The organism is Brevundimonas sp., from assembly GCF_047617075.1.
Lineage (GTDB): Bacteria > Pseudomonadota > Alphaproteobacteria > Caulobacterales > Caulobacteraceae > Brevundimonas.
Map to the genome: position 1 here is coordinate 207,459 of NZ_JBLGCI010000001.1, position 25,826 is coordinate 233,284.

A 25,826-nucleotide genomic window follows, 5' to 3' on the forward strand; every position below is an offset into this window, starting at 1 on the left:
AGAGCGTGACCGTGGCCGGACTTGAATCCCGCGCGCCGGGGCGTCACTAAGACGCCAACCAAAACATCGCCGTCAGGCCCTTCAGGAAGAGGTTCCATCCCATGACCGTTCGCGTCGCCATCAATGGTTTCGGCCGTATCGGCCGTCTGGTCCTGCGCTCCATCGTCGAGCACGGGCGCCGCGACATCGAGGTGGTGGCGATCAACGACCTGGGCCCGGTGGCCACCAACGCCCACCTGCTGAAGTACGACTCGGTCCACGGCCGCTTCCCCGGCACGGTGGAGTCCGGCGACGACTGGATCGACGTGGGCCTGGGCAAGATCAAGGTCACGGCCGAGCGCGACCCGGCCAACCTGCCGCACAAGGACCTGAACGTGGACATCGCGTTCGAGTGCACCGGCATCTTCACGTCGAAGGAAAAGGCCAGCGCTCACCTGAAGGCCGGCGCCAAGCGGGTGCTGATCTCGGCCCCCGGCGACGGCGCGGACAAGACCATCGTCTATGGCGTCAACCATGACAGCCTGACGGCGGACGACATCATCGTGTCCAACGCCAGCTGCACCACCAACTGCCTGGCCCCCATCGCCAAGGTGCTGCACGACCTGGTGGGCATCCAGCGCGGCTACATGACCACCATCCACGCCTACACCGGCGACCAGCCGACGCTGGATACCATGCACAAGGATCTGTACCGCGGCCGCGCCGCCAGCCTGTCCATGATCCCCACCTCCACCGGCGCGGCCAAGGCCGTGGGTCTGGTGCTGCCGGAACTGAAGGGCAAGCTGGACGGCTCGTCCATCCGCGTGCCCACCCCCAACGTCTCGGTGGTGGACCTGAAGGTGGTCGCCGGGCGCGACACCTCGGTGGACGAGGTCAACGAGGCGCTGCAGGCCGCCGCCGACGGCGCCATGAAGGGGGTGCTGTTCACCACCACCGACCCGGTGGTGTCCAGCGACATGAACCACATCGCCGCGTCCTCCACCGCCGCCCTGCCGCAGACCCAGGTCATCGACGGCTCGCTGGTGCGCGTCCTCAGCTGGTACGACAACGAATGGGGCTTCGCCACGCGCATGAGCGACACGGCGCTGGCGATGAGTAAGCTGATCTGATGAAGCCGGGGGCGGATATCCTCCTCAGGCTGTCCGCCCAGCATGCCCTGCTCGGCGCTGTCACCCCGAATCTGAGATCGTTCTCGGTCGAGATGAATGATGAAACAGTCATCTGTCAGGCTGTTTTTGGAGAAGCGCCTGCGGCCGAAGAGATCGATCTGGTTCAGTCTGCGGGCACTGAAATCATCGCTGATTTCGTGGACGCTAAGATCGACGAGCGATTTATCGTCTGCGGTGATCAGGCCATGCCTAAGGCTCTTACCTATCTGATTTATCAGCGGCATGAGCCGCAGGACTGACCATGACCTCCTTCCGCACCCTCTCCGACCTCACCGACCTGTCCGGCAAGACCGCCCTGGTCCGCGTGGACTTCAACGTGCCCATGGAAGGCGGCAAGGTCAGCGACGACACCCGCCTGCGCGCCGCCCTGCCCACCATCAACGCTCTGCGGGATCTGGGCGCAAAGGTGGTGCTGATGGCGCACTTCGGGCGGCCCAAGGGCCAGCCGAACCCCGAGATGAGCCTGAGGCCGGTGGTGGAGCCGCTGGAGCTGTTGCTCAGCGCCCCGGTCTGGTTCGCCGAGGACTGCGTCGGCGAGACGCCCCGCGCCGTGATCGCCGACGATCTGGCCCCCGGAGGCGTGGCCCTGCTGGAAAACGTGCGCTTCCACGCGGGCGAGGAGAAGAACGACCCCGATTTCGCCGCCGAATTGGCCAAGCTGGGCGACATCTATGTGAACGACGCCTTCTCGGCCGCGCACCGCGCCCACGCCTCCACCGAGGGCATCGCGCGCCTGCTGCCCGCCTACGCCGGCGAGTCCATGCGCCGAGAGCTGGAGGCGCTGGACAAGGCGCTGGGGACCCCGGTCAAGCCGGTGCTGGGCATCGTCGGCGGGGCCAAGGTCTCATCCAAGCTGGACCTGCTGAAGAATCTGGTGGCCCAGCTGGACCACTTGGCCATCGGTGGCGGCATGGCCAACACCTTCCTGTTCGCGCAGGGCGTCGATATCGGCGGCTCCCTCTGTGAAAAGGACATGGCCGACACCGCCCGCGAGATCATCGAAGAAGCCCGCCGTCAGCGCTGCGAACTGCTGCTGCCCGTGGACGTGGTGGTCGCCAAGGCGGTCAAGCCGGGCGTGGAGTCCGGCGTCCGCGCCCTGGACCGCATCGCCGCCGACGACCTGATCCTGGACGCCGGGCCCGAGACCGTCGCCCGCCTGAAACGCGCCATGGACCTGTCCAAGACCCTGATCTGGAACGGCCCGCTGGGCGTGTTCGAGGTGCCGCCCTTCGACAAGGCCACGGTGGACGCCGCACGCCACGCCGCCGAACTGGCCAAGGCCGGCAAGATCACCGCCGTCGCGGGCGGCGGCGACACCGTCTCGGCCCTGAACCACGCGGGAGTCGTGGACGACATGACCTTCGTCTCCACCGCCGGCGGCGCCTTCCTGGAGTGGATGGAGGGCAAGCCCCTGCCGGGCGTCGAGGCGCTGCGCGCTTAGATACTCTCTTTCCGCTCATCCCCGCGAAGGCGGGGATCCAGTCCTGTCCAGCTTGACGTCGGCGCCTCAGGACGGGCGAACGGCGCGTGTTCGTGACCCGCTGCAACACCCAAAGCACTGGGTGCCCGCGTTCACGGGGATGAGCGGATGGTGGAAAACCGAACCGTTCCGCTTCCCGCCGCGTTGAGCCCTCATGCTCAATGACCTGATGCAATACGCCGGCCCCATCCTGGGCGCTCTGATCGCGGGGGCCATGATCGGGTTCGAGCGGGAGTATCGCGGCCGGCCGGCGGGTTTCCGCACCCATATCCTGGTCAGCCTGTCCTCGGCCCTGCTGATGCTGGCGGCCGTGCATCAGGCCCAGTGGACCTTCGATCTGACCGGTGACGTCAATCTGGTCATGGACCCGACCCGCATGGCCCACGGCATCCTGACGGGCATCGGCTTCCTGTGCGCCGGGGTGATCTTCCGCACCGGCTTCTCCATCCACGGCCTGACCACGGCGGCGTCCCTGTGGATCACCTCGGCCATCGGCATCCTGTTCGGCGTCGGCATGTTCGCTCTGGGCGGGCTGGCGACGGTTGTGACGGCTCTCATCCTGATCGTGCTGCGGGTGGTGTCCAAGGGTTTGCCCCAGAAGACAGTGGTGGACGCCGAGGTGTGCTGGACCGCCGGCGCCGCCCCCGCCGAGGCGGTGGAGGCCATCCTGTCGGAACACGACGGCGCCCTGAAGCGCACGGGCTACACCCGCGACGGCGATCAGGTGCGCCGTCTTTACCGCCTGCGGGCCAGCGACGCGCACTTGGCCGAACTGGGCGACAGGCTGGGCGCCGTGCCCGGCGTCACCGGCTTCCGCCTCGATCCCAGAGACGACTGAACACGACAACTGACGGGGCTGGTCATTGTTCGCTAACCCTCTTTGGGGCATGACTGGAACGAATGACGAACAGCGCGATTCGAGTCCTCGGCCTGGACCCCGGCCTGCGACGCACCGGATGGGGCGTCATCGCCTGCGAGGGCGCGCGCCTGTCGTGGGTGGCCCACGGCGTGGTGGCCCCGCCCGAGACTGCGCCCTTCTCCGAACGCTTGCTGCATCTGCTTGAAGCCGTCGGGGCGATTTGCGCCGAGCACCGCTGTGACGAGGCGGCCATCGAGGAGGTGTTCGTCAACATGAACCCGTCCTCCACCCTGAAGCTGGGCCACGCCCGCGCCGCCGTCATGCTGGGCCCGGCCCGCTGCGGCCTGTCCGTGGCCGAATACGCGCCCAACCAGATCAAGAAGGCCGTGGTGGGCGCCGGCCACGCCGACAAGACCCAGATCGCCTTCATGATCCGCCGTCTGCTGCCCACGGCGGGCGATGTGAAGGCCGACGCCGCCGACGCCTTGGCCGTCGCCATCACCCACGCCCACCTGCGCCGCGTCCGGACGCTGGCCGCATGATCGGGCGTCTGAGGGGTACTTTGGTCGAGACCGGCGAGCACGACTGCCTGATCGACTGCGCCGGAGTCGGCTATGTGGCCAGCTGCGGCGCCCGCACCCTGCAGCGCCTCCCCGCGCCCGGCGACGAGGCCATCCTGCATGTGGAGACCCAGTGGAGTCAGGAGAACGGCCCGCGCCTGTACGGCTTCCTGACCCGGGACGAGCGCCGCGCTTTCACCACCCTTCTGGCCATTCAGGGCGTGGGGCCCAAGGCGGCGCTGGCGGTGCTGGACGTGCTGCCGCCGGGCGAGCTGGCCGCCGCCGTAGCCCGCGAGGACAAGGCGGCCGTGGCCCGCGCCAACGGGGTCGGACCCAAGCTGGCCCTGCGCATCGTCACCGAGCTGAAGGGCAAGCCGCTGGGCGACACGACCTTCGCCCCCTCCGCGCCTGGCGTTCACAGCGCGCCGTCGGCGCCGGTGCCCTCCATCACCGGCGAGGCGGTCTCGGCCCTGCTGGGTCTGGGCGTGGCCGAGGTCAACGCCCGCCGCGCCGTGGATCACGCGATCATCAAGCTGGGTGAGGACGCCGATCTCTCCGCCGTCATCCGCGCCGCCCTGCAGGAGCTGGGGCGGTGACCGACGATCGCATCATCTCCAGCGACGCGGCCCCGGGCGAAAGCCACGATCGCGCGCTGCGGCCCCAGACGCTGTCCGAATTCGTCGGTCAGGAGCAGGCCAAGGGCAATCTGAAGGTCTTCATCGACGCCGCGCGCGGCCGGGCCGAGTCCCTGGACCATGTGCTGCTGTTCGGCCCGCCGGGGCTGGGCAAGACCACCCTGGCCCAGATCGTGGCCCGCGAGCTGGGCGTCGGCTTCCGCGCCACCTCCGGCCCCATTCTGGCCAAGGCGGGCGATCTGGCGGCCATCCTGACCAATCTGGAGCCTCGCGACGTCCTGTTCATCGACGAAATCCACCGCCTGAACCCGGCGGTGGAGGAAATCCTCTATCCCGCCATGGAGGATCATGTGCTGGACCTGATCATCGGCGAGGGGCCCTCGGCGCGTAGCGTGCGCATCGATCTGGCGCCTTTCACCCTGGTGGGCGCCACCACCCGCGCGGGCCTGTTGGCGACGCCTCTGCGCGACCGGTTCGGCATCCCCCTGCGGCTGGAGTTCTACACCCCGGCCGAACTGGTCCGGGTCATCACCGGCGCGGCTCGCAAGATGGGCGCGCCCATCGACGACGAGGGCGCGCTGGAGATCGCCAGCCGCGCGCGCGGCACCCCCCGGGTGGCCGGCCGCCTGCTGCGCCGGGTGCGCGACTTCGCCGAGGCGGAGGGCTCACCCGTCATCGACCGCCTCGCCGCCGCCCGCGCGCTTGCGCGGCTGGAGGTGGACGAGGCGGGGCTGGATTCCCTGGATCGCCGCTTTCTGAAGGCCCTGATCGAGAATTACGGCGGCGGCCCCGTGGGCATGGACACCCTCGCCGCCGCCATCGCCGAGGCCCGCGATGCGGTGGAGGACGTGATCGAGCCCTATCTGCTGCAACAAGGCTTCATCCAGCGCACCCCCCGCGGCCGCATGGCCTGCGCGAAAGCCTACGCCCACCTGGGCCTGACCGAGCCGCCGCGAACACCGGAACAGGGCGGGCTGTTCGGGAAGTAGGCGGTTTCTGCTAGTCAGGCAGTCATGACCGACCTCCCCACCGCCGGCCGTTTCGAGGGCCGGGAGCATATCCTGCCCGTGCGCGTCTATTACGAGGACACCGATTTCACCGGCCTCGTCTATCACGCCAACTATGTGCGCTATTTCGAGCGGGGACGATCCGACTTCCTGCGGCTGGCGGGGGTGGGCCACGCCGACCTGCTGGCGGGCGAGACGCCGCTGGCCTTCGTCATCACCAGCATGGACCTGCGCTTCCTCAAGGCCGCCCGCATCGACGACGCCCTGATCGTGCGCACCACCTATGACACCCTGCGCGGCCCGCGCCTGACCATCCGCCAGACCATAGAACGCGGCGACGAGGTTCTGTGCTCGGCCCAGGTGGAGGCTGCGGTCATCGACCTGACTGGTCGTCCCCGCCGCGCGCCCGCCACCCTGATCGCCGCCGTCACCCCGTGGCTGAAACCCTGACGAATCCGGTTTTTCAGCCCGTCACACCCGCCTGTTAACCCTTAAGCCTTGAAATCGTCACGCCATCCGGATGGATAGGCCCGATGCTTGCACGGCGCGCGGCGATTCTTCGCCCACGCCCACCAGGGACTGAATTTTATGGTCGACGCCGCTCCTCACACCGCCTCCATGCTGGATCCCATCGCGCTGTTCCTCGCCGCCGACTGGGTGGTGAAGGCGGTGATGATCGGCCTGGCCATCGCCTCGCTGTGGTCCTGGGCCGTCATTCTGGACAAGGCGTTCAAATTCGCTTCGCTGAACCGCCAGGCCAACGCCTTCGAGAATGATCTGGCCTCGGGCCGGTCGCTGGAGGACATGGCCAATCAGGCGGGCGCCAATCCGTCCCACCCCCTGCCGCGCATGCTGGTGCTGGCCATGACCGAGTGGCGCACCGCCCGCGGCCAGAACCTGACCGACCATCAGAGCGCCATGCTTATCTCGCGCATCGACCGCAGCCTGGACTCGGTCATTGCCCGTGAGAGCCAGAAGGTAGAGGACGGGCTGGGCGTGCTGTCGGTGGTGGCCACCTCGTCGCCCTTCATCGGCCTGTTCGGCACGGTCTGGGGCATCATGAACGCCTTCGGAGCCATCGCCGAGGCCGGCAACACCAACCTGACCACCGTGGCCCCGGCCATCGCCGAGGCCCTGTTCGCCACAGCCATCGGCCTGGCCGCCGCTATCCCGGCCTACATGGCCTACAACAAGTTCTCCATCGACGCGGGCAAGTTCACCGGCCGTCTGGAAAGCTTCGCCGACGACCTTCAGGCCGCCGTGGCCCGCCGTCTGGGCGGGGCCGCCGCCACGCCGCCGCCTCCGCCGCCGTCCGATTTCGACGGCTTCAACCGGGGGCGCTGAGCCATGGCCCTGGGTTCCGGTCCCGGCGCGAGCGGCCATGTGCGGGGCCGCCGCCGCGCCAAGAAGCGCCCGCTGAGCGAGATCAACGTCACGCCCCTGGTGGACGTGATGCTGGTGCTGCTGATCATCTTCATGATCTCGGCCCCCCTGCTGACCGTCGGCGTGCCGCTGGAGCTGCCGCGCACGGATGCGTCTGCAGTGTCGGCGGAAAACGAGCCGATCAGCGTTTCGGTGGATCGGGCGGGCGGCATTTATGTGGATCAGGACCCCGCCAGCCTCGACCAGCTGGGCCCCCGCGTGGCCGCCATCGCCGGGGCAGGCGTGACGGACCGGCCCATCTTCGTGCGCGCCGACGGCGCCGCGCCCTATGAGGCGGTGGCCCGGGTCATGGCGCGGCTGTCAGCCAGCGGCTTCTCAAGCATCAATCTGATCACCGACACGGCCCCGACGGCTTCGACCGCCGCGTCCACGGCCCCCGCGCCCGAAAGCGAAGGCTGAGCCCATGCGCCGTCCCGGCATCGCCACGATCGCCTCGATCGGGCTGCATGCGGCCGTGGTGGCGCTCGCCCTGATTCCGTGGCCGCGCAAGGATCCGCCGGTGATGGTGTCCTCGGTGCCGGTCAGCATCGTTTCCAGCGAGGTGGCCGCCGCCGCCCCCGCCGACAATCCCTCCGACGAACAGGTCGACGCCGAGGCGCTGGAGACGCTTCAGGAGTTGCTGGAAACCGAGGCCCAGCTGGAGGAAATCCCCGAGGTTCCGACCCCGCCCCAGCCGCGCCCGCCTGAGCCTTCGCCCGAGCGCGCCGATACGCGCCGCCCGGACCCGGCGCCGTCGCCGCGTCCCAGTCAGACCCCGCCTGAAAAGGCCCGTCCGACTCCCGCGCCGCGCCCCAGCCAGAACCGCCCAGATCCGGGCCTGGATCTGGACGCCCTGGCCGAGCCCCGCCCGCGCACCCAGCAACAGCGCCCCACCGGCCAGTCCGGCGCGGGTCAGGCGCCGCGCGCCACGGGCTCCCAGATCGCCAATCTGGGCGGTCAGGTGACCCGGCACTGGATCCTGAACTGCGATCTGGAGGGCATGCGCGACCTGTCCATTCCCGTACGCGTCACCATCACCTCATCGGGTCGCATCAGCTCGGGTCCCACCGTGACGGACCAGCGCAGCGGCGCCACCTGGCGCACGGCGTCCGAGGCCATGCTGCGCGCGGTTCGCGCCGCCGAACCCTTCGACGTGCCCGACGGTTTCCAGACCCAGGAGATCAATTTCCGCTTCCGCGCCGACCAAGCCTGCGCCAACCGGTGAGGGAAGGGGAGCCGCTATTCCGCCCGCGCGTTTGTGACTTGCACGCGCATGGCCAAGCCTGAAAGTCGCCGCAATGCTCCGGCGCCATGCCGAAGCGCCTACCAACCGCCTGCCCGGGGAGATTTCATCTCATGCGACCGAACAAACGCCTCAACGCGCTGATCGCCGGCGTCGCCGCCATCGCCCTGGCGCCGGCCGCCGTCACGCCGGTGATGGCCCAGTCCGGACCCCAGGAAGTGGAGATCACTGAAGGCGTCCTGCGCCCGCTCCAGATCGCCGTCGCTCCGTTCAGCGGTCCCAACGGCGCGGACATCTCCGGCGTCATCTCCAACAACCTGCAGCGCTCGGGCTTCTTCGATCCCATCGATCCCAACGCCTTCATCCAGCAGGATCTCAGCCTCTCCAACCAGCCGGACTTCCCCCAGTGGACCCGCATCGGCGCCCAGGCGGTGCTGTACGGTTCGGCCACGCCCCAGGCGGACGGACGGGTGCAGGTGGGCTTCCGCCTCTATGACCCTTACCGCGAATGCCAGCTGGTGGGCTTCGCCTTCACCGCCACGCCCGACAACTGGCGCCGCCTGGCCCACAAGGTGTCGGACGTGGTCTATCAGCGCCTGACCGGCGAACAGGGCTATTTTGACACCCGCGTGGTGTTCGTCTCCGAAAGCGGCACGGGGCTGGAGCGCTTCAGCCGCCTGGCCGTGATGGATCAGGACGGATTCAACCCCTTCTTCCTGACCAGCGGCGAGGAGATCATCCTGACGCCGCGCTTCTCGAACAACCCCAACGAAATCACCTACATGGCGCTGGGTGACGACTATTCGCGCATCTACATCATGAACCTGCAGACCGGCCGCCGTGAAAGCATCGGTGAGTTCCCCGGTCAGGTGTTCGCCCCGCGCTTTTCGCCTGACGGTTCGCAGATCGCCTTCTCCATAAGCGTGGGCGGCAACACCGACGTTCACATCATGAACCTGCGCACCCGCCAGACGCGCCGCCTGACGTCCGATCCCGGCATCGACACCTCGCCGTCGTTCAGCCCGGACGGCGGCCGGCTGGTGTTCGTGTCCGACCGCTCCGGCTCGGCCCGGCTCTACACCATGAACACGGACGGCTCGGGCCAGCGGCCCATCTCGCGCGGCGGCGGCGTTTACACCGCGCCGTCGTGGAGCCCGCGCGGCGACCTGATCGCCTTCACCAAGCAACAGGGCGGACGCTTCCATATCGGCGTCATGGACGCCTCGGGCGGTAGCGAGCGCATTCTGTCCTCCAGCTATTTCGAGGAAGGGCCATCTTGGGCGCCCAACGGCCGCTACATCATGTTCGCGCGCCAGGCGCCCGGCGGCGGCTCGCGCCTGTGGACCGTGGACGTCACCGGCCGGGTGGTGGGTCAGGCGTCCTATTCGGGCACCGCCGGCGATCCCGCCTGGTCGCCGCTGCTGGACCCGCCGCCAGCCAATCTGGGCGTCGGCCAGGCCTCGGACAGTTGTCCGGGGTGAGCAAGGCGGTCGGGAGCCAACCGCTCAACTGTGCGTTACCGCCGCTGGCGCCCTTGAAAAGCCAAGGTTAGGGCTAAGGGCAAAGCTGGGCAGATTACTGCCGGAGCCATGAGAAGGAGACGACCCTGATGCAATCCCACCGTTCGATCATCCGTCTGTCGACCGTCGGCGTTCTGGTCGCCGCCATGGCCGCCTGCGCCCCGCGTCCCGAGCCCGAGCCCATCCAGCCCGACCCCGGTCCGTCGCAGCCGTCGCAGCCCAACCAGCCCGGCGCCCCCACCGGCCCGGTGAACCCCGGCACGCTGCCCGGCGCCGCCGCCCCCGGCTCCGTCGGCGACTTCCGCCAGAACATCGGCGATCGCGTCTATTTCGATCTGGACAGCTATTCGGTCCGCGCCGACGCCATGCCGCGCCTGGACGCCCAGGCCCAGTGGCTGAACCGTTATCCGAACGTGCGCGTGCGCATCGAGGGCAACGCCGACGAACGCGGCACCCGCGAATACAACCTGGCCCTGGGCGCCCGCCGCGCCGAGGCCGTGCGCAGCCATCTGGTCAACCGCGGCGTCGCCGCCAACCGCATCGACACCATCTCCTACGGCAAGGAGCGTCCGATCGCGCAAGGCTCCACCGAGGAAGCCTTCGCCCAGAACCGCAACGCTCACACCGCCATCATCTCCGGCGCGCCGCAGTAAGCGCGCCTCGCTCGCCTATCCCTCCCCCGCCGGGGGAGGGCGCTGAGCCGCAGGCGAAGCGGGTGGGGGCGGCTCGGCAAGGCCGCGCTCAAGCGGTGGCGCATCAAGACCGTGCTCCCGTCGCCCAGCCCTCCCCACCCGGCCGTCGCTTCGCGCCGACCGCCCTCCCCGAACGGGGAGGGAGACGCCTTGCGTCCGCCGCAAACCGATGGAACCTATGCAGGCATGACCCAGCTTCGTCCGTTCACCGTCTCCGCCCTGATCGCCGGAACCGCCTTGGCGCCGCTGATGGCCGTGGTGCTGGTCGCCGCGCCCGCGACCCCCGCCGGGGCCCAGCAGGTTCCCGACCAGCCTGTCGAATGGACGCCGCGCCGTCTGAACCAGCTGGACCGCAACGTGCGCCGCCTCGAACGGGCCGTGACCCAGCGCAACGCCGCGGGCGACCCCGTCCTGATCGAGACCGACCCCGAGGTGGTGGTGCTTCAGGGCGTGGTGGACAACATGCAGCGCCGCCTGTCGGACCTGGAGGCCACGGTCCAGCGCATGAACGGCGACATCGAGCGCCTGACCTTCGCCAACGACGAGGCCCAGCGGGACAATGCGGCCATGCGCCGGCTGCTGACCGATTCCAACAACCGCATCGCCGAGCTGGAGGGCCAGCTTGAGGCCGTGGCCGAGGCCAACGCCCCCATCGTGGTGGATTCCCCCACTGGCGACGCTCGCCAGGACTTCGAGCGGGCCATCCGCCTGGCCAATGAGCAGGACGTGCGGGCCCTGCGAGCGCTGGAGGTGTTCGTCATCACCTGGCCCGATGAGCCCCAGGCCCGCGAGGCCAATTACCGGCTGGGCGACCTGCGCGCCGAGGCGGGCGACCAGCCCGGCGCCGTTCAGGCCTACGCCTCGTCCCTCAGCGGTTGGCCGCGCACATCATGGGCCCCCGACGCCACCATCAAGCTGGCCTCGGGTCTGGACGCCACGGACCGCGACGAGCAGGCCTGCGCCGCCGTGCGCGAGTTCTTCGAGCGCTATGGCGAGGGCGCGCCCACGACCCTCATCAACCGCGCCGAGCGCATCCGCGATCAGGCGGAGTGCGAGGCCTGATCGACAGCGTCGCCGCCGCGCTGGACGCGCGGCTGTCCCGCGACGCGGATCGCCCTGTCGCCCTGGCCCTGTCCGGCGGCGGCGACTCCATGGCCCTGCTGCATGTGGCGGCCGACTGGTGCGCGCAGCGGGGCCGGCGCCTGCTGGCCCTGACCGTCGATCACCGCCTGCATCCTGACAGCGCCGACTGGACCGCTTTCGCCGGTGATGCGGCCCGGGCCGTCGCCGCCGACTGGCGCGCCCTGTCGTGGGACGGCCCCAAGCCCTCCACTGGCTTGCCCGCCGCCGCCCGCATGGCTCGCCACGCCCTGCTGGCCGAGGCGGCGCGAGGGGCCGGCGCCCGCGTCATCCTCATGGCCCACACCGCCGACGACATCGCCGAGTCCGACTGGATGCGGGATCAGGGCGCCACGCTGGGCGGCCTGCGCGACTGGTCCCCATCCCCCACATGGCCGCAGGGCAGGGGAGTCATGCTGCTGCGCCCCCTGCTGACCGCATCCCGCGGGGACCTGCGCGCTTACCTCGCCGCCCGGAACGCCCGCTGGCTGGAAGACCCTGCCAACGCCGACCCCCGGTTCCTGCGCACCCGAGCGCGCCACGCCCTGAATCCTTCTCCCGATGGGAGAAGGGGGAACCCGCGCACCGGAGCGACAGCGGAGGTTCTGCGCGCGGGGGATGAGGGTTCGGTGACTCAGGAGGAATCACCCGACCCTCACCCTGCGCGCGAAGAACAGATGCTGGCGCATCTGTGCGCGCAGCCCTCTCCCATCGGGAGAGGGGACGACTGGGCCGGCCTCCTCCTCCTGCCGCGCGTCATCGCCGCCCGAACCCTCGCCGCCGCCCTGCTGAGCGTGTCCGGCCAGACCACGCCGCCCCGTGGCCCCCGCCTGGCCGCCCTTCAGGCCCGCCTCGCGTCCGACGCCGACGTCACCGCCACCCTCGCCGGCGCCCGCGTCGAGACAGAAGGCGACCAACTCCTCATTACTCGCGAACCCGGCCGAGGCGGCCTGCCGGACATTCCCCTTCCGCCGAACGCGCCCGCCGTCTGGGATGGGCGTTTCGAAATCACCGCGCCTGTCCCCGGTTGGCGCGCCGGTCCGCTGCAGGGCCGGATGGCCGGTCTGGGCCCTGCCGATCAGGCGATCGTGAAGCGTCTGCCCGCATCCGCGCGCCCCGCTTTGCCCGTACTGTTCCGGGACGATGACCCTCGCCCGCGTCTTGCATGGGGCGTCGCGCAGACGCGCTGTCTGGTCGCAGGCCGCTTCATCGCCGCCGTCGGCGGGATCGGGCATGAAGACCAGTTGACGCATTCAAGTGGCGAAACGCCGCCCGCTGACCTATTTCTGAACCGTAGCGGCGGCTGAACGTCGCCGCACCGAGTTTGAGGACCCTTATGAACCTTCGCACCCTGGCCATTGTCGGCGTCATCATGATGGCTGTTCTGGCCGCCTACGCCATGGTCGGCCCGTCCGGCCCCGGAACCGCCGGCAAGGCGGGCGCCGGAACGCGGCCCGCCGAGATCACCTATTCGGAACTGCTGTCCCGCATCCAGGCCGGGGACATCGAGTCGGTGGTCATCAAGGGCGACACCGTGCGCGGGGCCTTCAATGACGAGACTACCTTCACCGCCACCACGCCCTATCCCAACGAGGGCCTGATCGAGCGGCTCGAGGCCGCCGAGGTGGCCATGGACGTGGAGACCACCCGCAATCCCTGGTGGATGAGCCTGCTGGGCCTGATCCTGCCGGTGGGCCTGCTGATCCTGTTCTGGTTCTGGATGATGAACCGCATGCAGGGCGGGGCGCGCGGCGCCATGGGCTTCGGCAAGTCCAAGGCCAAGCTGCTGACCGAGCACAAGGGTCGCAAGACCTTCGACGACGTCGCGGGCGTGGACGAGGCCAAGGAGGAGCTGAGCGAGGTCGTGGACTTCCTCAAGGACCCCGGCAAGTTCCAGCGTCTGGGCGGCAAGATTCCCAAGGGCGCCCTGCTGGTGGGCCCTCCGGGCACCGGCAAGACCCTGCTGGCCCGCGCCGTGGCCGGTGAGGCGGGCGTGCCGTTCTTCTCCATCTCCGGCTCGGACTTCGTGGAGATGTTCGTGGGCGTGGGCGCCAGCCGCGTGCGCGACATGTTCGAACAGGCCAAGAAGAACGCCCCCTGCATCATCTTCATCGACGAGATCGACGCCGTCGGCCGTCACCGGGGCGCCGGTCTGGGCGGCGGCAATGATGAGCGCGAGCAGACCCTGAACCAGCTGCTGGTGGAGATGGACGGCTTCGAGTCCAACGAAGGCATCATCCTGATCGCCGCCACCAACCGGCCCGACGTGCTGGACCCGGCCTTGCTGCGTCCCGGCCGCTTCGACCGTCAGGTGGTGGTGCCCAACCCCGACGTGAACGGCCGCGAGAAGATTCTGCGCGTGCACATGAAGGACGTGCCCCTGGGCGCCGACGTCAATGTGAAGACCATCGCCCGGGGCACCCCCGGCTTCTCCGGCGCCGACCTGGCCAATCTGGTCAACGAGGCGGCCCTGATGGCGGCCCGCAAGGATCGCCGCATGGTCACCCATCGCGATTTCGAGGACGCCAAGGACAAGGTCATGATGGGCGCCGAGCGCAAATCCATGGCCATGAACGAGGAAGAGAAGAAGCTGACCGCCTATCACGAGGCCGGTCACGCCATCGTGGCCATGAACGTCAAGATGGCGGACCCGGTGCACAAGGCCACCATCGTTCCGCGCGGCCGCGCCCTGGGCATGGTCATGCAACTGCCGGAGGGCGACCGCTATTCCATGAAGTACCGCCAGATGGTGGATCGCATCGCCATCATGGCGGGCGGCCGTGTGGCCGAGGAGCTGATCTTCGGCAGGGACAACATCACCTCCGGCGCCTCATCCGACATCGAACAGGCCTCCAAGCTTGCAAGGGCGATGGTCACCCGCTGGGGCTTCTCCGACAAGCTGGGCACGGTGGCCTACGGCGAGAACCAGGAAGAGGTCTTCCTGGGCCACTCCGTCGCCCGCAACCAGAGCGTCTCGGAAGAGACCGCCCGCATCATCGATGAAGAGGTCAAGCGCCTGGTCACCGAGGGCTGGGACGAGGCCCGCAAGATACTGACCGAAAAGGCCGGGGACCACGAAAAGCTGTCCCAGGCCCTGCTGGAGTACGAAACCCTGTCCGGCGACGAGATCAAGGACCTGCTGGAAAAGGGCCTCGCCCCCAACCGGGACGAGAACAACTTCCCCAACGCCGGTCCCTCCGTCGCCGTACCGGTGACCCCCGTCTCCGACGGCGTCGAGGTCGGACAGCCCACGGTGCATTAGGTCGTTCGCCGTCCCTTTCTCTCGAACGGGCGACAAATGCGGGGGCGGGGGAACGGCGTGTCGTCCCACGGCCTTATGATCACGCCATGCCGTCGTCCGTCCTGAAACCCGAAGCCCTGCTGCGCCCCACGCCCCGGGGGCTGTGGTGCGAGCCGGGCGATTTCTACATCGACCCGCCGCGTCCCGTGGACCGGGCCGTGATCACCCACGGCCACGCGGACCATGCGCGGGCCGGGCACGGATCGGTGCTGGCCACGCCCGAGACCCTGGCCATCATGGGCGAGCGCTACGGCCAGGATTTCGCGGGCCGGACCCAGGGTCTGGCTTGCGGCGAGACTGCCGAGATCAATGGCGTCTCGGTCCGCTTCGCCCCGGCTGGCCATGTGCTGGGCTCGGCACAGGCGGTGCTGAGCCATCGCGGCCTGAGCGTGGTGGCGTCCGGCGACTACAAGCGGCGACGCGACCCCACCTGCGCCCTGTTCGAGCCGGTGCCCTGCGACGTGTTCATCACCGAGGCCACCTTCGGTTTGCCCGTATTCCGCCACCCGCCCGACGCGGGCGAGATCGGCCATCTGCTGAAGTCCGTGACCCAGTTCCCCGACCGGGCCCATCTGGTGGGCGCCTACGCCCTGGGCAAGGCGCAGCGGGTGATCCGGCTGCTGCGCGAGGCGGGCTATGACGAGACGATCTATGTGCACGGCGCGCTGGAGCGGCTGAACCGGCTGTACGAACATTACGGCGTGGATCTGGGGCCGCTGGCGCCCGCGACGGGGTCCAAGGCGGACTTCGCCGGAAAGATTGTGGTGGCCCCGCCCTCGGCCATCGCGGACCGGTGGAGCCGCCGCTTTCCCGATCCGGTCACGGCCTTCGCCTCCGGCTGGATGCGGGTGCGGGCCCGCGCCCGGCAGCGGGGGGTGGAACTGCCGCTGATCCTGTCCGACCACGCCGACTGGGACGAGCTGACCGACACCCTGACCGAGTTGAGGCCCGATCAGGTCTGGATCACCCATGGGCGCGACGACGCCCTGTGCCGCTGGGCCGAGTTGAACGGCCTGAACGCCCGGGCCCTGCATCTGGTGGGCTATGAGGACGAGGACGACGAGGACATGAGCAGCGAGGCGGACGGCTGATGCGCGCCTTCGCCACCCTGCTGGACCGGCTGTCCATGACGGCGTCGCGCAACGCCAAGCTGACCCTGATGCGCGACCATCTGGCCGACGCGCCGGACCCGGACCGGGGCTGGGCCCTGGCCGCCCTGACCGGGGCCCTGTCCTTCAAGGCCGCCAAGCCCGCCATGATCCGTCAGGCGGTGGAGGGGCGGGTCGATCCCGAGCTGTTCCGCCTGTCCTATGACTATGTGGGCGATCTGGCCGAGACCGTGGCCCTGATCTGGCCCGCGCGCCACGGCGCCAACCGCGAGCCGGAGTTGTCCGAGGTTATCGACGCCTTGACCCACGCCAAGCGGGGCGAGGTGCAGGGGCTGCTGGAGGGCTGGCTGGACGCGCTGGACGCGGACGGGCGTTGGGCCTTGCTGAAGCTGCTGACCGGCGGCCTGCGGGTGGGCGTCTCTGCGCGGCTGGCTTGGCAGGCGGCGGCGGACTTCGGCGGGGTCGCGGTGGCCGACATCCAGGAGGTCTGGCACGCGCAGGAACCGCCCTACGCGGACCTGTTCGCCTGGCTGGAGGGCAAGGCCGAGCGCCCCTCCGCCGACGCCCACGGCCGCTTCCGGCCGGTCATGCTGGCCCAGCCGCTGGACGAGGAAACGGACCTGCCGAAACTGGACCCGGCCGCCTACGCCGCGGAGTGGAAATGGGACGGCATCCGCGTGCAGGCGGTCTCGGAGGGCGGGGTGAAGCGGCTTTACAGCCGCACGGGCGAGGACATCTCCGGCGCCTTTCCCGACGTGCTGGAGGCCCTGACCTATGAAGGGGTTATCGACGGCGAACTGCTGGTCATGCGCGACGGACAGGTCGCGTCGTTCGGCGATCTGCAACAACGGCTGAACCGCAAGACGGTGGATGCGAAACTGGTCGCCTCCAACCCTGCCGGGGTGCGGGCCTATGACCTGCTGGCGGCGGACGGCGAAGACCTGCGCGGCCTGCCGTTCGTGGAGCGCCGGGCGCGGCTGGAAGCGTTCGTGACGGCGGCGGGATCGGACCGCATCGACCTGTCGCCCATCCAGCCGTTCGCGACTTGGGACGAGCTCGCCGCCCTGCGTCTGGCCCCGCCGCCTGGCGATCCCGCCATCGCCGAGGGGCTCATGCTGAAGCGGCTGGACAGCGTGTATGAGGCCGGGCGTCCCAAGGGGCCGTGGTTCAAATGGAAGCGCGACCCGCACCTGATCGACGCGGTGCTGATGTACGCCCAGCGCGGCCACGGCAAGCGGTCCAGCTTCTATTCCGACTACACCTTCGGCGTCTGGACCGAAGACGCGGACGGCGCCCATGTGCTGACCCCGGTGGGCAAGGCCTATTTCGGCTTCACCGACGAGGAGCTGAAGCAGCTGGACAAGTTCGTGCGCGACCACACCACCGACCGCTTCGGCCCCGTGCGCGCCGTGCGGGCAGACCGCGAGTTCGGGCTTGTGCTGGAGGTGGCGTTCGAGGGGCTGCAGCGCTCCAAACGCCACAAGTCCGGCGTCGCCATGCGCTTCCCCCGCATCAGCCGCATCCGCTGGGACAAGCCCTCAAAGGAGGCGGACGAACTGGCGACGCTGGAGAGGATGCTGAACTGATTTTCTCCTCCCCATCACTTGGGATGGGGAGGTGGCGCGGGCGCGACTCAGCGCCCGTGACGGAGGGGGCGGCGCGGACGAAAGGGATTGGTGTCTCGGGCGGCAGACACCGAGCCGCCCCCTCCACCACGCCCTTGCGGGCGCGGTCCCCCTCCCCATGAATGGGGAGGAGAATGAGGTCAGCTGCGCGTCCGGTCCCACACCCCGAATTCATGGGCGATGCATTGGGCGATCAGTTTGCGCCAGACGGGCTCGGCGATGGCGGGGGACAGGCCGGCGGCGTCCGACGCGGCCAGCACCTTGGCCACCACGTCCTCGATGCGCCAGTCGTCGTGGACCACATCGCGGCTGGGCTTGATGCGCGCGGCGGCCTCCATGTAGCGCTGCCGCTCGGCCAGCAGGGTCACCAGCGCGCGGTCGAGGGCGTCGACGCCCTCGCGCACCTGGCTCATGTCGGCGCAGTCTTCTGGCGGGGTGCGAGGGTCTATGGAGACGGAGTTCGGCGCGGTCATGGTCCGGCTTTAGGGGAGGGCGCCGCGCCCGCCAAGCCCGGTCAGCCCACGAAGGCCCGTTCCAGCACGAAATCGCCCGGCTCGGCGTTGGAGCCTTCCCGCATGCCATAGCCTTCCAGAAGCTCCGCCGTCTCCTTGATCATGGCCATGGAGCCGCACAGCATGACGCGGTCCTTCGCCGGATCGAAGCCTTCCTCGAGGCCGAGATCGCGGAAATAGTCGCCCGATCGGATACGGTCGGTGATGCGGCCCGCATTGTGGAACGGCTCGCGTGTCACGGTGGGATAGTAGGTCAGCTGGGCCTTCGCCTCGTCGCCGATCAGGGGGTCTTCGTGAATGCCGCCCTCGAAGAATTCGCGATAGGCCAGATCCTCGGCCTTGCGCACCGTGTGGGTCACGATCACCCGGCCGAAGCGGGAGTAGGTCTCCGGCTCGCGCGCCACCGACAGCCAGGGCGCCAGGCCGGTGCCCGTGCCGATGAGGTGCAGCCGCTCGCCGCCGGTCAGGGCGTCCAGCACCAGGGTGCCCGTGGGCTTCTTGCCCACCAGCACCGTGTCGCCGGGCTGGATCGTCTGCAGCCGCGAGGTGAGGGGGCCGTCGGCCACCTTGATGGAGAAGAACTCCAGCTCCTCGGCCCAGAAGGGGCTGGCCACCGAATAGGCGCGCACCAGCGGCTTGCCCGCCTCGGTGGGCAGGCCGATCATCACGAACTCGCCCGAACGGAAACGGAAATCCTCGGCCCGCGACAGGCCGAAGCTGAACAGCTGGTCGGTCCAGTGTTTCACCCACAGCACCTGGGCCTCGTGATACGGGCTGGGCTTGGCGGGTTTTGCGGCGACGGCGAGGGTGTCGGTCATGGGGCTTCGACTTAAGCCCTTCGGTGCAGATGCGAAAGGTTCGCGGGCGCGACATTTTCTGCGGCGTGCGAACACGGTTTCTCAATCCGCTCATCCCGGCGAAAGCCGGGACCCAGTGCTTTGGGTGGTGCAGCAGATCAGGGCCATTCTCCGCTCGCCAGTCCTGAAGCGCCGGCGCCAAGCGGGACAGGACTGGGTCCCGGCTTTCGCCGGGATGAGCGGAAGAGTGTTGTCAGCCCCTGCCCAACCCGCCTAGCTTCACCGCCATGCGCACATTGCTTCTGGCTTCGAGCCTGCTCATCGCCCCGCCCGCTTTCGCCCAGTCGATCGATTCGAGAGCCCCGGTCCTGACGCCCGAGCGGGTCTTCGCCGACCCCAGCCTGAACGGCCCGGTGGCTCGCGGCGTCAGCCTGTCGCCGGACGGGGAGCTGGTGGCGTTCCTCCGATCAAGGGAAGACGACGTGAACACCCTGGACCTGTGGGCCGCGCCCACCGGCGAGGGCGAACCCTACAAGCTGATCGACGCCCGGGCGCTGGTCCCGGACGCCGGCGAACTCTCCGAGGCGGAGATCGCCCGGCGCGAGCGCATGCGCATCAGCCAGCGCGGGGTGGTGGAGTATTCCTGGGACGAGCAGGGCCGCTACATCCTGGCCCCGCTGGAAGGCGACATCTTCCTGGCCGACCGCAACGGCGAGGTTCGCCGCCTGACCGAGACCGAAGGCGACGAGATCGACGCCAAGGTGTCGCCGCAGGGCACATGGGCCTCGTGGGTGCGCGACCAGAACCTTTACATCCAGCCGCTGGCGGGCGGTGAGGAGCGCGCCGTGACCACCGACGGCGACGGCCTGATCACCTGGGCCACGGCGGAGTTCATCGCCCAGGAGGAGATGGACCGGGACACCGGCTACTGGTGGAGCCCGGACGAGGCGCGCATCGCCCTGACCCGCGTGGACGAAAGCACCGTGGACGTGATCCCGCGCCTGGACATCCAGGGCGGCGGCGCCACCACCATCGAGCAGCGCTATCCCCGCGCCGGTCGGCCGAACGCTGTGGTGGACCTGTTCATCCACGACGTGGCCTCGGGCGAGCGGATCGAGGTGGATCTGGGCGAGAACGACGACATCTATCTGGCCCGCGTGAACTGGTCGGCGGACGGGGGCGTGCTCTATGTGCAGCGCCAGTCGCGGGATCAGCAAACGCTGGACCTGCTGGCCGTTGACCCGGCCACGGGCGCGAGCCGCGTCATCGTCACCCAGACCGACGCCGCCTGGGTCGGCCTGACCCACGATTTCCGCGCGCTGGAGGACGGCCGCTTCGTCTGGTCCAGCGAAGAGGACGGCTGGCGGCATCTGTATCTGTACGAGGCCGACGGGGCGCTGGTGCGCCAGATCACCGATGGCGACTGGGCGGTGAAGTCCCTGGACGGAATCAACGCGGAGACGGGCGAGGTCTTCTTCACGGCGTCGTTCGAGATCGCGGACGACGGTGCGCGCGAACTGCCCATCGAACAGCGTCTGTGGCGCACCACCCTGGATGGGGCGGCCCCGACGCCCGTCACATCCGAAGGCGGCTGGTGGTCCGTAAGCATGAACGGTCCGGCCACGGCCTTTGTAGGTAACTATTCCGATCCGGCGACGCCCAGCCGCAGCGGCCTGTACAGCGCCGACGGGACGTTCATCCGCTGGATCGAGGAGAACCGGCTGGACGAGGACCACCCCTACCACCCCTATCTGGCGCGCCACCGCACCCCGGATTACGGCACGCTGGAGACGGCGGGGGGCGAGACGCTGGTCTGGCAGATGACCACGCCCCACGACTTCGATCCGTCGCGGCGCTATCCGGCGGTGATCCAGGTCTACGGCGGCCCGTCGGGCGGCGGCGTGCGCCGGGGCTGGCAGCCCATGACCACGCGCCTGCTGAACGAAGCCGGCTATGTGGTCTTCCGCATTGACAACCGGGGGGAAGGCTATCGCTCCGCCGCCTTCAAGCGCGCGCTCTACCGACGCATGGGCACGGTGGAGATCGAGGATCAGGTGGTCGGCGCGAACTATCTGCGCAGCCTGCCATACATCGACGCGGACCGCGTCTCGGCCATGGGCTGGAGCTACGGCGGCTTCATGACCCTGCACATGCTGACCGAACCGGAGATGGGCCTGACCTCGGCCATCTCGGGCGCGCCGGTGACGGACTGGAGCCTGTACGACACCCATTACACCGAACGTTTCATGTCGACGCCGGAGGATAATCCTGAGGGCTACGCCGCCTCGGACGTGGTGGATCAGCTGGACCTGATGACCGGGCGGCTGCTGCTGCTGCACGGCATGGCCGACGACAACGTCATCTTCGAGAACACCACCCGCGTTCTGAACGCGCTGCAGGAACAGAGCGTCCCGTTCGAGACCATGCTCTATCCCGGCCAGCGCCACGGCATCCGGGGCAACGCGCGCCAGCTGCACCAGTGGCGCACCTATCTGGACTTTCTGGACCGTACGATCGGGGAGCGGAGCGAATGATGCGCAAGGGGGGCGTTCTTGCGGCGCTGGCGGGGCTGACGCTTTCGGCCTGCGCCACATCAGGATCCACAGGTCTGGAGGCTCGTGACCGGGCGACGGTGAACAGCGTCATCGCCTGGAGCCCGGCGGCCGGTTCGGCGACCTGGGACGCCGGGACCGCAGACCGGTCCATTGTCGGCATGCCCATTCTGATCAAGGACAACATCGAGACCGCCGACATGCCCACCACCGCCGGGTCGCTGGCTCTGGTGAACAATGCGCCCGGACGTGACGCGCCGCTGGTGGCGCGGCTGCGCGAGGCGGGGGCGGTGATCGCCGGCAAGGCGAACCTGTCCGAATGGGCCAATTTCCGGGGCGCGGACTCCATCAGCGGCTGGAGCGCCGTGGGCGGCCAGACCCGCAATCCCCATGCGCTGGACCGCAACCCCTGCGGCTCGTCTTCGGGCAGCGCGGCCTCGGTGGCGGCGGGGCTGGTTCCTGCGGCCATCGGCACCGAGACCAACGGCTCCATCGTCTGCCCGGCGGCGGCCAACGGCGTCGTGGGCTTCAAGCCTACTGTGGGCCTGGTCTCGCGCACCCACATCATCCCCATCAGCGCCAGCCAGGACACCGCCGGGCCCATCACCCGCACGGTGGAGGACGCGGCCCTGATCCTGTCCGTCATCGCCGGGACCGACCCGTCCGACCCCGCCACCGCCGAGGCGGACGCCCGCCGCACCGATTATCGCGCGGCGCTGGACGCCGGATCGCTGGCGGGGGTGCGCATCGGCGTGGCGCGCTTCGCCGCCGGCTATCATGAAGGAACCGACCTGGTGTTCGAGGCGGCCCTGGCCGAGCTGCGCGCCGCCGGGGCCGAACTGGTGGAGATCACCGAGGGACCGGAGATGGGGCCCATCGGCCAGGCCCAGTTCACCGTCCTGCTGACCGAGTTCAAGGCCGGACTGAACGCCTATCTGGCCTCTACCGATCCGGTGCAGGTGCCCTCTCGCACCCTGGCCGATCTGATCGCCTTCAACGAGGCGACCCCGCGCGAGCTGGCCCTGTTCGGCCAGGAGTATTTCGTTCAGGCCGAGGCCACAGGCGGTCTGGACGATCCCGAATACATCGAGGCACGGGACACGGCCCGGCGTCTGGCCGGACCTGAAGGCATCGACCGGCTTCTGGCCGAACATGACGTGGTCGCGCTCGTCGCCCCCACCGGCGGACCGGCATGGCCCACCGATCCTGTTCTGGCCGACAATTTCACGGGCTCGTCCAGCACCCTGGCCGCCGTGGCGGGTTATCCGCACCTGACCGTGCCCATGGGTTTTGTGCGGGGTTTGCCGGTGGGCCTCTCCATCTTCGGCGCCCAGTGGGACGACGCCCGCATCCTGTCGCTGGGCTATGCCTATGAGCAGCAGAGCCGGGCCTTCCGGGCGCCGGCGTTCCTCAACAGCATCAACGATAACGAAGAGATCGCGCCCCTGCTGCGGCCGGCTGCGTCGCAGTAGGAACCGGGCGCCCGCGTCGCCGTTCAGAGCCGGTGGAAAGCCAGCTCCTGATCAATGTCATCGGCACGGGCGCGGCCCTGTGCACCATCACAAGCTTCGTGCCGCAGATCATCAAGATCATCCGCGAGCGCGACGCCTCGTCGGTGTCCTTGCGGATGTACGGCCTGACCGTCAGCGCCTTTTCGCTGTGGACCATCTACGGCGTCATGCTGGGCGCCTGGCCGCTGGTGGCGGCGAACAGCGTGTCCTTGATGCTGGCGGCGACAGCCCTGGTCTGCAAATGGCGCTTCCGCGACGGCGACCCGGAGGAGTGACGACTGTCATTCTCCTCCCCACGTCGTGGGGAGGGGGACCGCGCCCGACAGGGCGTGGTGGAGGGGGCGTCTCGGTGTCTGCGGAACGAGTCGCCAGTCCCTTACCGTCGGCGCCGCCCCCTCCGTCACGGGCGCTGAATCGCGCCCGCGCCACCTCCCCATCTCGAGGGATGGGGAGGAGAGGGTTAGCCGAAAACCTTGGCCATCAGCCGTTCCAGCCATTCGGCGTCCACGGCGTCGAAGGCGGCCTTTTCGGTGGCGTCCACGTCCAGCACGGCGATCAGTTCGCCGGAAGGGTCAAGAACGGGGACCACGATCTCGCTGGCTGAACGCGAATCACAGGCGATGTGGCCAGGGAAGGCGTGCACGTCCTCGACGATCTGGGTTTTCCGTTCTGCGGCCGCCGCCCCGCACACGCCCCGTCCGAACGGAATGCGCAGGCAGCCCAGCGTGCCCTGATACGGCCCCACCACCAGTTCCTCGCCCTTGGCCGCGTCCACCACATAGAAGCCGGTCCAGAAAAAGGCCGGGAAGGCGTCCGCCAGCATGGACGAGACCGTAGCCATGCGCGCCACGCGATCCGGCTCGCCGTCCAGCACAGCGAGAATCTCCTGCTCCACCTCGGCGTAGCGGGCGGCCTTGTCGGCGGGGCGGTCGTCTCGGGCGGCGTAGGCCATGGTCTCTCCTGTTGCGCCCCGCATATAGGTCCACAGAAACCTTTGCGACAGACCCCGATGTGCTCGTGCCTCAGGCGAATAGCCAAGCCCCTGATTCGCCTTGGAAACGCATATTTTCGCCACACTGTGGCAACGCTTGAAGCAGCTTGGCGTTAAGCTCTCGTTAACCTTGACAGAAGGTTAACTCGACCGGATCGTCCCGGTCGAACAGGGTTACGGGCGGGCCGTCGGGGCCCTTTGGCCAGCGGGGCGTTATGGACGATCACGACCACCCTGAACCCAGACGACGCGGGTTCGACCGGTTCAACCGCTCCGGCGGTTCCGGGCCGTTGCCGTTCATCGCGGCGGCGGTGGTTGTGGTGCTGGCCGTTCTGGGCGCCTTGCTGCTTTCCGGATTCGGGGATCGTGGTCTCAGGTTCTGGTCGCGCGGCGATCCGGCCGCCGCCGCCTGCCCGCGCCCGGCGTCGGTCACCGGCGCCGAGTTCAACGATCAGGAAGCGGGCATTCGCCGCCTGCGACGCCTGGCGTTCCGGGGCGACTTCTTCGCCCAGCTGGAGCTGGGCGGACGTTACGCCGCCGTGCGCGCCACCGACCGCAATCTGGAAGACCCGATCGAGAGCTCGGTCTGGTACGCCATGGCCCTGGCCAACACCGAAGGCTTTGCCCCCATCAACAGCGCGCGGCGCGCCGGTCTCGGATCGTGGCGGCCCCTGTCGGGCTATGACGACTGCCGCGCCTTCGAGCGCCGCGTGGCCTATCAGCGTCTGGACGCCCAGCTGTCGCGCATGACCCGCGAGGAACAGGAAGAAGTCCGCGACCGGGTCATCTACGTGCTGTCGACCCAGGACGCGGACGGTTACCGCACCCTGGCCCGTCTGCACGACGAGCTCTACGGCCCGTTCGGCGAGCCCGTCGACAATGTTCAGGCCCGCGAGGCCTGGGGCCACGGCGCCCGCGTCGGCGGCCCCGGAAGGGTGAACCGCACGGGCCGTCAGGCGGCGGTGAACCTGTTCCCGCGCAACGATGTGGACGCCTACCTCTACAACTATCTGGCGGTGCAGACCGGCGACGTGGGCGCCTATGTGCTGCTGCGGGATTTCGAGGCCTCCACGCCCGCCCGTTCGCGCTACGGCGCCTTTGTGGAGGCCAAGGCCCGTCAGTGGGTGCCGCCGTTCGAGTTCTATCCCAACGAGGCGCCGCAGTCGGGCGTGCCCCACTCGGACGAGAGCCGGTCGCGGGGTGACGCCTATGACTACGCCCTGACCCGGATCACCGAGCTGCCCTTCGTCCATGTGGGCCGGGCCATGCGCTATCTGGGCGTGACGGACAATGTCGCTTCGGCGCCGAACGCCCTGTCCCGGCGCCAGGTGGAAACGCTGGAGGCCATGCTGGGCCATCCCATGGAGGCCCGGCTGTCCTATCAGGAGCGGCTGCGGGCCATCCAGCTGGCGGCGGTGAACGGCTCGTCCGAGGCCCAGCTGGTGCTGGCGGTCATGTACGCCGAAGGGGTCGGCGTGCCGGCCGACTACGCCCGCTCGTTCCACTGGTTCCAGGAAGCGGACCGTCAGGGCTCGCCCGAGGCCAAGTTCGCCATGTCCAGCTACTTCGCCCTGGGCGTGGCCGGGGTGGCCGATCAGGACAAGGCCGAGGCCGTGGTCTACCGCATCGAATCCGCGCTGTCGGGCTTCACCCCGTCGGCGTCCCGCCTGCAGGCCGTCCTGGCCCAGGTCTCGCGCGCGCAAAGCCGATAGAGGCGCCGGA

At 69.1% G+C, this 25,826-nt stretch carries 25 protein-coding genes; 22 read left to right on the forward strand and 3 right to left on the reverse strand.

From position 1 onward, the window contains the following. The first annotated feature begins 101 nt into the window (after positions 1-101). The 18 genes from gap to ACI8U3_RS01100 all read left to right on the forward strand — a co-directional run bounded on the left by gap (position 102) and on the right by ACI8U3_RS01100 (position 17,702). Entirely contained in the window at positions 102-1,109 is a 1,008-nt protein-coding gene (gene gap, locus ACI8U3_RS01015; protein WP_415012999.1) for a type I glyceraldehyde-3-phosphate dehydrogenase, read from the forward strand. Continuing rightward, on the forward strand, positions 1,109-1,408 hold the full coding sequence (locus ACI8U3_RS01020; protein WP_415013000.1) for a hypothetical protein: 300 nt from the start codon (positions 1,109-1,111) through the stop codon (positions 1,406-1,408). The genes gap and ACI8U3_RS01020 overlap by 1 nt, the downstream gene beginning before the upstream one ends. 2 nt (positions 1,409-1,410) lie before the next feature. Then, positions 1,411-2,610: a phosphoglycerate kinase gene (locus ACI8U3_RS01025; protein ID WP_415013001.1), complete on the forward strand. Its 1,200-nt coding sequence runs from the start codon at positions 1,411-1,413 to the stop codon at positions 2,608-2,610. Between the two features lie 193 nt (positions 2,611-2,803). Next, entirely contained in the window at positions 2,804-3,487 is a 684-nt protein-coding gene (locus ACI8U3_RS01030; RefSeq protein WP_415013002.1) for an MgtC/SapB family protein, read from the forward strand. 62 nt (positions 3,488-3,549) lie between these two features. Next, entirely contained in the window at positions 3,550-4,050 is a 501-nt protein-coding gene (ruvC, locus tag ACI8U3_RS01035; protein ID WP_415013003.1) for a crossover junction endodeoxyribonuclease RuvC, read from the forward strand. Continuing rightward, positions 4,047-4,664 carry a Holliday junction branch migration protein RuvA gene (ruvA, locus tag ACI8U3_RS01040; protein WP_415013004.1) on the forward strand — a complete coding sequence of 206 codons (618 nt, stop codon included), beginning with the start codon at positions 4,047-4,049 and terminating at the stop codon, positions 4,662-4,664. Before ruvC ends, ruvA begins: the two co-directional genes overlap by 4 nt. After that, entirely contained in the window at positions 4,661-5,692 is a 1,032-nt protein-coding gene (gene ruvB / locus ACI8U3_RS01045; RefSeq protein WP_415013005.1) for a Holliday junction branch migration DNA helicase RuvB, read from the forward strand. The genes ruvA and ruvB overlap by 4 nt, the downstream gene beginning before the upstream one ends. Before the next feature lie 24 nt (positions 5,693-5,716). Continuing rightward, positions 5,717-6,160, forward strand: coding sequence for a tol-pal system-associated acyl-CoA thioesterase (ybgC, locus tag ACI8U3_RS01050; protein WP_415013006.1), 444 nt, complete (start codon positions 5,717-5,719; stop codon positions 6,158-6,160). 138 nt (positions 6,161-6,298) lie between these two features. After that, positions 6,299-7,054, forward strand: coding sequence for a protein TolQ (gene tolQ, locus ACI8U3_RS01055; RefSeq protein ID WP_415013007.1), 756 nt, complete (start codon positions 6,299-6,301; stop codon positions 7,052-7,054). Positions 7,055-7,057: 3 nt separating this feature from the next. Then, entirely contained in the window at positions 7,058-7,552 is a 495-nt protein-coding gene (locus ACI8U3_RS01060; RefSeq protein ID WP_415013008.1) for an ExbD/TolR family protein, read from the forward strand. 4 nt (positions 7,553-7,556) lie between these two features. Continuing rightward, complete coding sequence (locus tag ACI8U3_RS01065; RefSeq protein WP_415013009.1) at positions 7,557-8,357, forward strand: hypothetical protein; 801 nt, start codon at positions 7,557-7,559, stop codon at positions 8,355-8,357. Positions 8,358-8,488: 131 nt separating this feature from the next. Then, positions 8,489-9,856: a Tol-Pal system beta propeller repeat protein TolB gene (gene tolB, locus ACI8U3_RS01070; RefSeq protein WP_415013010.1), complete on the forward strand. Its 1,368-nt coding sequence runs from the start codon at positions 8,489-8,491 to the stop codon at positions 9,854-9,856. 128 nt (positions 9,857-9,984) lie between these two features. Continuing rightward, the gene (gene pal / locus ACI8U3_RS01075; RefSeq protein ID WP_415013011.1) at positions 9,985-10,548 is read left to right on the forward strand and encodes a peptidoglycan-associated lipoprotein Pal; all 564 of its coding nucleotides are present in this window, start codon (positions 9,985-9,987) and stop codon (positions 10,546-10,548) included. Positions 10,549-10,737: 189 nt separating this feature from the next. After that, positions 10,738-11,649, forward strand: a complete 912-nt coding sequence (locus ACI8U3_RS01080) for a tol-pal system protein (RefSeq protein WP_415013012.1) — start codon at positions 10,738-10,740, stop codon at positions 11,647-11,649. Next, positions 11,637-13,013, forward strand: coding sequence for a tRNA lysidine(34) synthetase TilS (tilS, locus tag ACI8U3_RS01085; protein WP_415013013.1), 1,377 nt, complete (start codon positions 11,637-11,639; stop codon positions 13,011-13,013). The genes ACI8U3_RS01080 and tilS overlap by 13 nt, the downstream gene beginning before the upstream one ends. Positions 13,014-13,042: 29 nt before the next feature. Next, positions 13,043-14,968 (forward strand): ATP-dependent zinc metalloprotease FtsH, encoded by a 1,926-nt coding sequence (gene ftsH, locus ACI8U3_RS01090; protein WP_415013014.1) that lies wholly within the window; start codon positions 13,043-13,045, stop codon positions 14,966-14,968. A gap of 86 nt (positions 14,969-15,054) precedes the next feature. Further along, a complete protein-coding gene (locus ACI8U3_RS01095; RefSeq protein ID WP_415013015.1) occupies positions 15,055-16,098 on the forward strand; it encodes a ligase-associated DNA damage response exonuclease in 1,044 nt (347 codons plus the stop codon). Next, positions 16,098-17,702 (forward strand): cisplatin damage response ATP-dependent DNA ligase, encoded by a 1,605-nt coding sequence (locus ACI8U3_RS01100; protein WP_415013016.1) that lies wholly within the window; start codon positions 16,098-16,100, stop codon positions 17,700-17,702. The genes ACI8U3_RS01095 and ACI8U3_RS01100 overlap by 1 nt, the downstream gene beginning before the upstream one ends. Before the next feature lie 179 nt (positions 17,703-17,881). On the opposite strand, the gene ACI8U3_RS01105 is transcribed toward ACI8U3_RS01100, so the two are convergent. Both ACI8U3_RS01105 and ACI8U3_RS01110 read right to left on the reverse strand, forming a co-directional pair. Then, a complete protein-coding gene (locus ACI8U3_RS01105; protein ID WP_415013017.1) occupies positions 17,882-18,214 on the reverse strand; it encodes a chorismate mutase in 333 nt (110 codons plus the stop codon). A 41-nt stretch (positions 18,215-18,255) separates the two neighbouring features. Next, entirely contained in the window at positions 18,256-19,071 is an 816-nt protein-coding gene (locus ACI8U3_RS01110) for a ferredoxin--NADP reductase (protein WP_415013018.1), read from the reverse strand. Between the two features lie 266 nt (positions 19,072-19,337). Here ACI8U3_RS01110 and ACI8U3_RS01115 point away from each other — a divergent pair, with 266 nt between their 5' ends. Genes ACI8U3_RS01115 through ACI8U3_RS01125 form a run of 3 tightly spaced genes read left to right on the forward strand, consistent with a single transcriptional unit; the run spans position 19,338 to position 23,388 of the window. Beyond that, positions 19,338-21,584 carry a S9 family peptidase gene (locus ACI8U3_RS01115; protein ID WP_415013019.1) on the forward strand — a complete coding sequence of 749 codons (2,247 nt, stop codon included), beginning with the start codon at positions 19,338-19,340 and terminating at the stop codon, positions 21,582-21,584. Beyond that, complete coding sequence (locus ACI8U3_RS01120; protein WP_415013178.1) at positions 21,584-23,074, forward strand: amidase; 1,491 nt, start codon at positions 21,584-21,586, stop codon at positions 23,072-23,074. The genes ACI8U3_RS01115 and ACI8U3_RS01120 overlap by 1 nt, the downstream gene beginning before the upstream one ends. 32 nt (positions 23,075-23,106) lie before the next feature. After that, entirely contained in the window at positions 23,107-23,388 is a 282-nt protein-coding gene (locus ACI8U3_RS01125) for a SemiSWEET family sugar transporter (RefSeq protein WP_415013020.1), read from the forward strand. Between the two features lie 185 nt (positions 23,389-23,573). On the opposite strand, the gene ACI8U3_RS01130 is transcribed toward ACI8U3_RS01125, so the two are convergent. After that, positions 23,574-24,065 (reverse strand): GAF domain-containing protein, encoded by a 492-nt coding sequence (locus ACI8U3_RS01130; RefSeq protein WP_415013021.1) that lies wholly within the window; start codon positions 24,063-24,065, stop codon positions 23,574-23,576. A 254-nt stretch (positions 24,066-24,319) separates the two neighbouring features. Here ACI8U3_RS01130 and ACI8U3_RS01135 point away from each other — a divergent pair, with 254 nt between their 5' ends. Continuing rightward, positions 24,320-25,816, forward strand: a complete 1,497-nt coding sequence (locus ACI8U3_RS01135) for a tetratricopeptide repeat protein (RefSeq protein ID WP_415013022.1) — start codon at positions 24,320-24,322, stop codon at positions 25,814-25,816. Positions 25,817-25,826 lie beyond the last annotated feature (10 nt).

Bases quoted from the DNA above. Each gene is read 5' to 3' on its own strand.
- gap (WP_415012999.1), top strand. From the start codon at position 102: ATGACCGTTCGCGTCGCCATCAATGGTTTCGGCCGTATCGGCCGTCTG.
- ACI8U3_RS01020 (WP_415013000.1), top strand. From the start codon at position 1,109: ATGAAGCCGGGGGCGGATATCCTCCTCAGGCTGTCCGCCCAGCATGCC.
- ACI8U3_RS01025 (WP_415013001.1), top strand. From the start codon at position 1,411: ATGACCTCCTTCCGCACCCTCTCCGACCTCACCGACCTGTCCGGCAAG.
- ACI8U3_RS01030 (WP_415013002.1), top strand. From the start codon at position 2,804: ATGCTCAATGACCTGATGCAATACGCCGGCCCCATCCTGGGCGCTCTG.
- ruvC (WP_415013003.1), top strand. From the start codon at position 3,550: ATGACGAACAGCGCGATTCGAGTCCTCGGCCTGGACCCCGGCCTGCGA.
- ruvA (WP_415013004.1), top strand. From the start codon at position 4,047: ATGATCGGGCGTCTGAGGGGTACTTTGGTCGAGACCGGCGAGCACGAC.
- ybgC (WP_415013006.1), top strand. From the start codon at position 5,717: ATGACCGACCTCCCCACCGCCGGCCGTTTCGAGGGCCGGGAGCATATC.
- tolQ (WP_415013007.1), top strand. From the start codon at position 6,299: ATGGTCGACGCCGCTCCTCACACCGCCTCCATGCTGGATCCCATCGCG.
- ACI8U3_RS01060 (WP_415013008.1), top strand. From the start codon at position 7,058: ATGGCCCTGGGTTCCGGTCCCGGCGCGAGCGGCCATGTGCGGGGCCGC.
- ACI8U3_RS01065 (WP_415013009.1), top strand. From the start codon at position 7,557: ATGCGCCGTCCCGGCATCGCCACGATCGCCTCGATCGGGCTGCATGCG.
- tolB (WP_415013010.1), top strand. From the start codon at position 8,489: ATGCGACCGAACAAACGCCTCAACGCGCTGATCGCCGGCGTCGCCGCC.
- pal (WP_415013011.1), top strand. From the start codon at position 9,985: ATGCAATCCCACCGTTCGATCATCCGTCTGTCGACCGTCGGCGTTCTG.
- ftsH (WP_415013014.1), top strand. From the start codon at position 13,043: ATGAACCTTCGCACCCTGGCCATTGTCGGCGTCATCATGATGGCTGTT.
- ACI8U3_RS01095 (WP_415013015.1), top strand. From the start codon at position 15,055: ATGCCGTCGTCCGTCCTGAAACCCGAAGCCCTGCTGCGCCCCACGCCC.
- ACI8U3_RS01100 (WP_415013016.1), top strand. From the start codon at position 16,098: ATGCGCGCCTTCGCCACCCTGCTGGACCGGCTGTCCATGACGGCGTCG.
- ACI8U3_RS01105 (WP_415013017.1), bottom strand. From the start codon at position 18,214: ATGACCGCGCCGAACTCCGTCTCCATAGACCCTCGCACCCCGCCAGAA.
- ACI8U3_RS01110 (WP_415013018.1), bottom strand. From the start codon at position 19,071: ATGACCGACACCCTCGCCGTCGCCGCAAAACCCGCCAAGCCCAGCCCG.
- ACI8U3_RS01115 (WP_415013019.1), top strand. From the start codon at position 19,338: ATGCGCACATTGCTTCTGGCTTCGAGCCTGCTCATCGCCCCGCCCGCT.
- ACI8U3_RS01120 (WP_415013178.1), top strand. From the start codon at position 21,584: ATGCGCAAGGGGGGCGTTCTTGCGGCGCTGGCGGGGCTGACGCTTTCG.
- ACI8U3_RS01130 (WP_415013021.1), bottom strand. From the start codon at position 24,065: ATGGCCTACGCCGCCCGAGACGACCGCCCCGCCGACAAGGCCGCCCGC.
- ACI8U3_RS01135 (WP_415013022.1), top strand. From the start codon at position 24,320: ATGGACGATCACGACCACCCTGAACCCAGACGACGCGGGTTCGACCGG.